This window comes from Arenibacter amylolyticus, assembly GCF_002150785.1.
GTDB lineage: Bacteria > Bacteroidota > Bacteroidia > Flavobacteriales > Flavobacteriaceae > Arenibacter > Arenibacter amylolyticus.
Window position 1 is genome coordinate 1 of the sequence record NZ_MTAZ01000052.1, and the last position, 7,037, is coordinate 7,037.

The following is a 7,037-nucleotide window of genomic DNA, read 5'->3' on the forward strand; positions in this document are numbered from 1 at the left end:
CCCCCTGCGGAACCTGAGGCGGCACCGCCCCAAAAGCCCATGGACGCCGACATCCCGCTGCTGAAAAACCCGCCCCCGGCCACGACACTGCCCACCCCGGCACCCACCATCCCGGCCACGGCTCCTATGAGTCCGCCCCCGACAATGGTACCGAAGTTCGCCCCGGGCTTCACCGCTTGGGCCACTGCACCGATGACCGCTCCTGCAATCACCGCAAACCAAAAGAACTCCCCATTTGCATCGGTGTACATCAAGGGATTGTTCAGCACGTAAGAATACCGATTGTAGCTCAACGTACTATAGGGGTCCTGCACAAAATTATCGGGCATCAAAAAACGGTGCAGCATGGAATCGTAGAGCCGCCCGTTCATGTGAATAAGGTTTACTTCCTGCAGGTGCTCGTGCCCCGTATAGCCACGGTCCAAGACGGCGAATTTCGTCAGTGCCGCATTGTTCCCGTCCGTCAACTTAACGATATTGCCCCAGGCATCAAAATGCCGCTTCTCCTTAAAAGTACCATTTTTGTCCGTTATCCCCAAGATGCTGCCCAAATAATCCCTGTGCAGGTACAGGTATTGGGCCGTGGTGGTACTTCCCTGATCCGAATGGTAGATTACCGGCGAGGAATAGGCATCCCCGCCCACATAGGTGACGAAAGTAGTCCTGCCCGTGGCCTTTTCCCATTTTATCTCCATACTGCCGTCCTGGGAATAGTGCTTCCTAAAGGGACGGTCCTCCTTGGTGGCCTGGGTACCGCCGTAGTACATGGTGGCACGGCCCATGCCCGCATTGTACTGGAAACCGATCCGGTCCTTTCCGTTCTCATGGATCTCCACAGGGCTCTTAAAGGCATTGTAGGTGATGTTCTGGGTAGTAAAATTGTTGTAATAGCTCTCTCCGGTAGGGTTCAGGGTCAATCCCGTATTCTGGTAATTAGTGCTGTTATAGGTAAAGGTTCCTAAGTTGGAGAGTGTATTGATCCGTCCTTTATTATCGTAATCTTGGTTCTTGGCCCCGTTATTGTCGTTAAAGCTGAGCAACCGGTCCTGGGAATCATAGGTGAAATTTTCCGTCCAGGCAAATAGGCTGTTGGTGCGACTGTTGAGGATGCCCCGCTGCACATTAAAGTTAAAGCTGAGCTTAATCAGCTCTACTGGAGAGGTGGTTACGTTCTTTTGGGAAAGGGCCTGTGTAAGATATCCATAGGTATCATACGTATTGGTATGCCTTAGGGCCACTCCCATGGTAGAGGTGGTCACCTGCCCCCTAGCATTGAGGCCGGTAATGTTCCAAAGTTCCTCGTTGGTAGCAAAGTCGTTCACGTTCTTTAACTGCCCGTTGGCATAGGTATTCTTTACCTTGATCTTGCTGAACTTGTTATTGCTCAACAACCGTCCCTCACTTTCCTCGGTCGCCACTTTCCCAAAGGCATCATAGGTAAACCATTTGGTGAATTTGGCATGGGAGTTGGTCTCAATGGTACTGGTTACCCGCTTATAACTGTCATAGGCAATAGTGGTAGTCCCCGTATTGCCGTCGGCATTGGTGGCCAGGGCAATACTCGTAGGCAACTTGCTGGTAGCATCATAGGAATAGTTGATGATCATATTGGTGTTGGCATCGCCCGTCACCTTTTTTTGGGTTAGCTTGCCAACGGTACTATAGGTGTAATCGGTAACCCCTTTTGGGGTGGTCTCCTTGGTGAGCTCTCCAAAACCATTGTATGCATAGGTATAAGTCCCGGCGGAAGGATCTATCAATTTTGTCCTTCTTCCCCAGCCATCCTGTTCTATGGTTTGGGCGATACCGGAATAGGTACTGGACTTCATGGCCCCGTTGCCAAAATAGGTGTATGCGATGGTGCCGCCCGGATCTGTAACCTGGGTTACGTTCCCCAGGGCGTTCTTGGTAGTGGCAACGGTCTTGGTACCGTCATTCACCGTAACCGTTAGCCCGGAATAGCTGATATTCGTAACCTTACCCGTATAGGAGATCAACGTTTTGGGCCTGCCGTACAGGTCGTACTCGGTAGTGTTCCATTGACTTGCCGCCGTACCTATATAGGGCTCGCTCTCCTTCCACACCCGATCGAACTTATCGTACTGGTAGCTTTTGTTCACCCATTGCCCTAAGACGTCCTTTTTACTTTCCTTGACCAACCTTTGGAGCGGGTCATATACGGCAATGGTGCTGCCGCCGTCATCGGCTGTAACGGTCACGGTATAGGTGTTGGAGGTTTCCACATAGGTGGTATTGACGTTCTTTCCCAGATAGTCAGTAACCTTGGTGAGCCGGTTCCAAGTATCGTATAAATATTGGGTAACGAGACCGAAGGGGTTCGTCTCCTTCTTCAAGGTGCCGGTGGTGGTATTGTATTCATAAGAGGTGGCCAGATTTTCCACATCATAGCTTTTTACCAAATACCTACCGGAAGTGTCATAATCGTACTTTAGCTGTCGTGCCGTTTCCCCGTTCGGCGTAATGGTCTTTGTCTTTATATTGCCAAAGACATCATACGTATAGGTCTCCGAATCAAAAGGGGTGCCGTCCCCCTTGTAATTTTTGGTAGTTACCAAGTAGCCCGTATAGGTATAATTTTCCTCTGTGGAGAAGGCGTTGTCACCTATGGTTGTGGTGTTCTTTTTGGTAAGGGGCCGCCCGATATAGTAGGTGGTGCCCGTACTGTTGCCATAGGTAAGGTCCGTTACACTACTGCCCTGCCCGGAATAATCTACGGTAATCTTGGTGGGGTTGTTATAGGCATCATAGAGGTAGCTGGTAGTAATGGCGGTCCCGTCCAGGCCGTTCTGTACCAGGTTGGAGGTATTGCTGATCTTGAATACCTTGTTGGCGGCCAGGGAAGAGGCGTTCACATAGGTAGTCTTTGCGATATAATCCGGGGGTATGGAATTAAGAGTAAAATAATTGGCCATGGAATAACTGCTGGATACTGCTCCGCGTTTGGCGATATCGTGCTTGGTAATGTTCCAGATACGGTCCGAATCCTGGGTGCTCCAATCGCTGCGGGCAAGCCCTATAAAACCCATGAACCCGAGACCGTCTACATGGGCTACGGCCCCTTGGTAGGCGAAATGTTGCTTGATGGTAGTGGTTCCGCTCACCGAACGTTGAAGAGTGGCTACCAACTTGGTTCCCCTGGCCACATCAATATCCACAAAAGGATATACCTGATCCGATCGGGTCTCATAAAAAGCATACGTATCGCTCGCCTGAATATGGGGATCAAGGTCGCGATAGGTTATGTTATGGGTAGTTCCTTTGTTGGATATCGAACGGAGAAGCATATCTTCCCTATTGTCCTTCCCAAAGGTAAAATTGCACAAGGTGTTATTACTGATCGTTACAAAATCAAGATTATTGTTCGATCGGTCGGCCGGAGATAGGAAAACAGGGATGGGCAGGTGATTCAAGGTCCCGGTCTTTGTGGCCGATTTAATAAAGCTGAATGCCGGGGTAACTTCGCTCACCGTAGAAAAGGTATTATAGTACATCCCAACCGTTTGGGATCCGTTGGCACCACCGTTATGGGTGGTGGTTTTGTATTCCAGGATATCGGTACGCCCATCGCCATTGATATCGGTTGGAATAAGGTCGTACGAATTGATCGGACTTGTTGCTATACTATATTGTTTATACGTAAAGGGATAAACTTGTATCTTAAGGGAAAATTGGACCCCAGTAGAAAGAAAGAGGGCAAACGTAGCGCTATTATTGGCCGTCGGCATCATAAAATCGGTCTTTCCGTCCCCATTGTAATCTCCCAGATATAAGGGATAGTCCGTTCTAATACGAGAGTCCGTAGTGGACCATAACCGCACCAAGCCGTTGGCCGAATTCAGTGTATAGACATCTATCTTTCCTGATGTAACGTGTAATATATCCGTTTTTCCATCACCGTTGAAATCTGCGGTAAGCAAACGATGGTCCGATTGAAGGGCCGTCTCCAGGGTACCCGCCCGATTGGTAAATCCGGTAGATATCCTACGATCTAGATTTATAAAATAAACCTTAGAATCGGGTACGTTGGTGGTTTCACATCTACAACAGTCACCACAGGATTCGCCTGGCCTTGGAAGTATAGGGTAGCATGTTTCGTAAGAGTAGGGATTGGCTATTCCTATGATATCGGTAAGCCCGTCACCATTGAAATCCCCTGATATATAGTTCAATGGTACCCTTTCCGGGTTGCGACTGGTTGTACAATCGTATTTTGGGGTATAACTGGGAGCGTTCCAAGTTTTTTCATAATACTGGGCGGCAGGTGCATAAGTGCTCTGTCCGTTTACCTTGAACCGTACCTCATTGGTACCAGTATGGGTTACCAATCCGAAACCTTGGGCCTTGTCTAATTTATTGGCCCCATCAAGATAGGCTATTGGAAACATAGTCTCAAAAATAGGGGTACTTACCTGGCTGCCAATATTGGTGTTCCCCGATTGGATTTCCTGGAAGATCCAAAATTTGGTACGTTCGCTCCTATTTTTGGGATAAACGATAAAATCCATTTTCCCATCCCCGGTATAATCCAAAGGAACCATATGCGCATTTCGCTGTTCAATATTGCTTACTGTTAAACTGGTAGTTATTGTTGAGGCACCCAGACTTGCTGGGGAATCGCTATAATTAAAGCTGATCGGATTAAAACTAAGGGAATTGTCCCCGCTCTTTTCAGTGATACTGGTCAGCCGTTCAAATCCGAGGGTATTGAAATTATGCGCCAGCAAGTAGTTGCGATAGCCTATGGCCCCTGTCTTCACATTGATCGTGGAAAGGATGGTCTTCCTTCGAAAATCCTGACCCCCGATAAAGGACTGTTCGGGACGTTTACGGGACTTATAGGCAAAGGCTATCTCGTTCGGAGCGGTACCTCCCGTTCTATGTCCGTATTTTATGGAAGCGATGCTCAAGGAATTGTTCGCCGCGGTATAGGTATAATTAACCATAATGCCCTGCGGGTCCTGCCAACTGGTAATGGCATAATCTGTTCTAGATCGACTATCGGTACTATTGCCATATTTGGCCACGGAACCATCGGGATAGGTGACCGTAAAGGAAAGAGGCCCGTATGACGACCCATAAGTTGAGACCCCATTTGAAACTATTTTCACATTGGAGAAGTTCTCGGTCTCATAGATCGCCCCGCTGGCCCCATAGGTACCCGACTTCAATACCAATCGCTGCCCGTCCAATGCAAAACGGTCCGCACTGTCAAAATCGACCGGATCGATGTTATTGTCGTGGAATTTGGTGGAGGGGATCCGTGTGATCACTGAAATGCCCGAAACGTTCCAGCCATAGCCGGCCATACCATTACCGCCCTGACTGTTATACGAAAGTGCGATTGTAGGCACTATCCCGTTGATTCCCGGCGGCACCTTGATGGGGACGGAATAGGTGGCTCCTCCAGTAAGGGAAACGGAAAGGTCCCCAGTAGTTTCCGAGATTTCGGAACCTCCGGCTCCCGAGCCCATTGGTTCTATGCTCGCATCCATATCCAATTCCATTGAAGGGGGCGATTTATCTTCGGTGCGTTCGATAACCGTAATAGGGGTCGCTTCCAAGGGGATTACCGTATAGTCGGTCTGGGCGTATACCCCGAAAGAACCAATGGAGAATACGAAGAAGATCAAAAATGTTTTCATACTTGTTGGTTGGGTTAGTATTAAAGCGACAATATCCTTCTACTCAGCTTTTGACTATTCTAATGGTTTGACGCTCCCCATTTTCGAACAGGACTTTCAACAGGTATAGGCCGGGTGGACTATCATTAAAATAAACGGGTTGTTCCCCCCGTACCGTATTTATTGGTATTGTATTCATCAATCTACCATCTACCGTAAATACCTGTATTTCTTTGGGCTTTAACCGTTCATTGGGAAACCATTCAACAAATAAAATTTCGGTTACAGGGTTGGGATAAGCGGTCATTTCAAAATCCAAAATATCAGTCAATCCCAATTCATCAATTGAATCCACAAATAGGGAATCTAAATTTTGAGGCATAACGGCCTTTAAGCACGTTAGACATACCCGGTCCCTTAGGATTTGGTTCCCCGCCGTGTCATATGTGAATTTAAGCTTTTGTTGTGCAAACACATTAAGTGTTACTGCTATACATACTAACGTAAGTAGAAATGTTTTCATACGAAGAGTTTACCTACCAAACATATGTGAAAATTTGATTGATTATTTAGTTTTTCTTATTAATTAAGTTAAAAGTGTGTTAAATTTAAAATAGCGATTCCTTTTTAGACTCTTAGATATTTTTGCTTAAAAACAAAATCCCACAACTTTTTGACTTGATCCAACTAGCCCACTGGTACAAAGATGTAGAGGAGTCAGGATTTAAGTGCTTCCAAACGGTAGCTAATAGCAATACTTTAAATTACCGCTCTGTACTTAACTATTTTTTAAACAGAAGTACAAATGCTTCAGCAGAATGCTTTAATGCCAAAGTAAAGGCTTTTAGATCACAATTTAGGGGAGTCAGGAATACGGAATACTTCTTATATCGCTTGATTAAATAAATCCCTTTAAAAGCTTCCAAACAGTAGCTAACAGTATCAGTGTTAATTACAGATCCATCCTAAACTATTTTATAAATAAAAGTACGAATGCCTCGGCAAAATCATTCAATGCAAACCTGCCTGCCGCAGGCAGGAATAAAAGCGTTCAGGGCACAGTTCAGAGGGGTGAAAAATGTAGAATTCTTCCTTTATAGATTAACCACAATTTTTGCATAAACACAACAATTGGTCATGATCCCTTTTATAGATACAAAGTCCCCTCATGGGGAATATTATATTTGCCATATTTCAAGTTGATGCTCTATTAAAAGTAAAGGTTCTAATTTGTTGTACCTATGTTGTACCTGGGAATAAAAAAAGGCCTTAACATTTCCGTTAAAGCCTTTCGTACTCGAGGTGGGAATCGAACCCACACTCCAAAGGAACTGGATTTTGAATCCAGCGCGTCTACCAGTTCCGCCACTCGAGCATACTAATTATTTTTATCCC

General features: G+C 46.4%; 3 protein-coding genes and 1 tRNA gene. 1 reads left to right on the forward strand and 3 read right to left on the reverse strand.

Going from position 1 to position 7,037, the window contains the following annotated elements; translation table 11 throughout:
• The coding region (locus BV214_RS14975; RefSeq protein WP_086478323.1) for an FG-GAP-like repeat-containing protein at window positions 1-5,663 on the reverse strand (5,663 nt) is incomplete at its 3' end.
• 43 nt (window positions 5,664-5,706) lie between these two features.
• A complete protein-coding gene (locus tag BV214_RS14980; protein WP_176328533.1) occupies window positions 5,707-6,024 on the reverse strand; it encodes a T9SS type A sorting domain-containing protein in 318 nt (105 codons plus the stop codon).
• A gap of 296 nt (window positions 6,025-6,320) precedes the next feature.
• Here BV214_RS14980 and BV214_RS14985 point away from each other — a divergent pair, with 296 nt between their 5' ends.
• Entirely contained in the window at window positions 6,321-6,548 is a 228-nt protein-coding gene (locus BV214_RS14985) for a transposase (RefSeq protein WP_223883472.1), read from the forward strand.
• A gap of 388 nt (window positions 6,549-6,936) precedes the next feature.
• Here BV214_RS14985 and BV214_RS14995 read toward each other — a convergent pair.
• Window positions 6,937-7,017: transfer RNA gene (locus BV214_RS14995), tRNA-Leu, on the reverse strand.
• Window positions 7,018-7,037: the final 20 nt, after the last annotated feature.